Origin of the sequence: Coprococcus sp. TF11-13 (genome assembly GCF_003481085.1) — a bacterium.
GTDB lineage: Bacteria > Bacillota > Clostridia > Lachnospirales > Lachnospiraceae > Coprococcus > Coprococcus aceti.
In genome coordinates this window covers 1-2,542 of sequence record NZ_QUKK01000023.1, presented here as the reverse complement: position 1 = coordinate 2,542, position 2,542 = coordinate 1, and the positions used below count along the sequence as shown (strand labels likewise).

Here is a 2,542-nt window from a genome sequence, read left to right as displayed (position 1 = left end):
TGTGCAATAACATCATTTGTTTTGCGGTCAGTTTTTGAGGGTGGAAAGTCATCGTCAAAGGCAGATGGAAAGAATAAGGTTATGTCTACTAGCAAAGGACGGGTGGAGTCTGAAAGTAGTATTATTTGTGAGGGTGGAAGTGAAACAAGTTGGTATAAAGCAGATGGTACAATAAATTATCCACCAAATAACGGAGCTGTACCAGGAACAGAAGTAAATATGTCGTTAAAACCAGGAGATACATTTGGGCGGTATGGAAATATTGGGAATAAGAGTAACTTTGTAACACAAACAGGTGCAAATGCAGATAAATTAGCATTGCCACCAACTACTGACCCTAATATTTATCAGGAATTTAGGGTTATAAAGGAAATACCAAACACTATCCAAGCAGAGATTGCAGCATGGGGAGGTTCTGCAGGTGGAGGATTACAATATGAATTGCCAATGCCGATTTTACAATTAATTAGAGAAGGCTATATAGTGCCAAAATAAATAGAGAGAGGTGAAAAACTATGTTAACAACAAATGAACTGCAAAAATATATTATGAGTGAAATTAATGATAAACTAGATGAGATTTCATACAGTAATGTTTTTTTCGAAAAAGGGGATGATAATAGTGCTGAGGGAACATACATTTTTAGTACAAATTCAAATTATCATATTCTTTATGCAGAAAAGGGGAAGATAAGAAGTGATATAGTTGTAAATGACGAACGAGAAGTATTGTGGTATGCTTTAAATATATTATCAACAAATATTACTATGAAGTATGCCATGAATAATCAAGAGAAAGGAAAAGATTTCCGAAGACCACTCTTTGAGAAAGAAAAAAAAATATTTGCTTTATTTGGTGAGGATTTTTTAAAAAGGAAAGATGAAGAGATTAATGAAATACTTGAAAAAAATCCGTATAATGATATTTAATTATGGTTATACTTTAGGACTCCAAAACCCTTAACTCAAAAAGCTATTTTAATCTCTGTCTGTTCACGAAGTGAATGACATACAGAGATTAATAATAGCTTTTTGTCATTTACCTGAATCCGTGAAGTTCACGGATTTATAAACTATCGCCGTAGATGCTGGAAGGATATTGATTGGGAATGTAGCAGAAGATAAAGCTTGTGATGCAATCTATCAAAGTACAGACAGCCATATATTGGCAATGTTGGGAAGCAATATGGTAGAAGAAGTTATATCAGGAAACCCAGCGAACAGTTCCGTATCAGAAATCGGAGATGTAGCGAGAAAGACGGATATTGAAGAACTAAGCCATACAACGATATTCAAGAACTCAGATGACATTGCCTTAGGTGAAAAAGCTTTAAGTAATGTAGAAGTGAATAAGCTAGATGATGTTGCAGAAGTTGTAGAGAGTGGTAGTACAACTGTTATATATTGGTCAGGTGATATAGCTAATTATCAATATAATATGATTGAAAATCCAGGACCGTTAGCAGAAATGCCTAATCAACCTGCAAAGAATTTCTATGGTGGCAGATACAATATGGAAGTATTACAGGAAGATAGAATAATGTATCGAGCAGGTAATGCTCAAAATCCGTATGGAAGATGGTTTACGAGTGAGCCACCTGCTTCTGTTACTAATGTAAGAATTGACGCAGCGGTAAAGACTCATTGGATAGACCCGAAAACTGGTGCGTATGAGGCAAGCTCTTATATAGATAATGTATATGCGATTAAAGTACCAAAGGGTACTACTATTTATACAGGATCAGTCGGACCGCAAGGTGGAGTATACGTGGGAGGATATAATGTTATGCAAACCTATATAGATGCACCATGGACTTTTGAAGTTGTAGGAAAAACACCGTTACAATAGATTGGAGATAGAAGAATGATAAGAAATGAAGAGTTTTTGCAGTTGCGAGAGGCGTATATAGAGATTGGCAAAATGGTACAAAAATATGGATATGGACAATATAACGGGATATTAAGAATTCTTATGGGACAAGTTAATTGTATTGACTCGGATGAGAGCAATGGTGAAAAAATGAAATACTTGATAGAAAGCTATAGTAAACTGTTTGCTTCGAGAGGCGGGTTAAGCGATTTCATTATTTATGATGCAGATGTTCAATTAAGAAATCAGTTGAATGAGAAATATAATGACGAAGTAAAAAGGGTTTGGAACATTATGAAAGACTATATTTAATAATGACTTCGTATAAGAACATCCGAAATCACAACTGAATATTTTTTCTTTAAAATTTAGGACGCATTGTTTTCATGGCACTTGGTGCTATGGAGATAATGCGTTTTTTCTATGTTAATTTTCAAATTCTTTTCCAGACTGCTGATATCAGTCTACTTCTTTCGAATATCGTGCCCAGAGTCTGCCTTTTGGTCATCTCACAAAGAGAAAGTGCTCATCTGGCTCAAGAAAACATCAAATCAGAAATCTTGATTCAGATGCAGTTTTTCTATTGAAGATGCTCCATCCGTAAAGGAGGAGTTCATGATTAAGTCCAGGTTGATTATGCCGGAAATAAATCAAGAATTTGATGTTCAATATA

4 protein-coding genes are annotated in these 2,542 nt (G+C 34.9%); all 4 read left to right on the top strand.

The features are described from left to right. On the top strand, positions 1–495 hold a 495-nt coding region (locus DXD11_RS14045), incomplete at its 5' end, for a glycohydrolase toxin TNT-related protein (RefSeq protein ID WP_147360990.1). A 20-nt stretch (positions 496–515) separates the two neighbouring features. Continuing rightward, positions 516–929 carry a hypothetical protein gene (locus tag DXD11_RS14040; protein ID WP_055148057.1) on the top strand — a complete coding sequence of 138 codons (414 nt, stop codon included), beginning with the start codon at positions 516–518 and terminating at the stop codon, positions 927–929. Between the two features lie 169 nt (positions 930–1,098). Further along, positions 1,099–1,848 carry a hypothetical protein gene (locus DXD11_RS14035; RefSeq protein ID WP_117875554.1) on the top strand — a complete coding sequence of 250 codons (750 nt, stop codon included), beginning with the start codon at positions 1,099–1,101 and terminating at the stop codon, positions 1,846–1,848. Between the two features lie 15 nt (positions 1,849–1,863). Beyond that, entirely contained in the window at positions 1,864–2,181 is a 318-nt protein-coding gene (locus DXD11_RS14030) for a hypothetical protein (RefSeq protein ID WP_055148064.1), read from the top strand. The last annotated feature ends 361 nt before the right edge of the window (positions 2,182–2,542 follow it).

Bases quoted from the DNA above. Each gene is read 5' to 3' on its own strand.
- DXD11_RS14040 (WP_055148057.1), top strand. From the start codon at position 516: ATGTTAACAACAAATGAACTGCAAAAATATATTATGAGTGAAATTAAT.
- DXD11_RS14030 (WP_055148064.1), top strand. From the start codon at position 1,864: ATGATAAGAAATGAAGAGTTTTTGCAGTTGCGAGAGGCGTATATAGAG.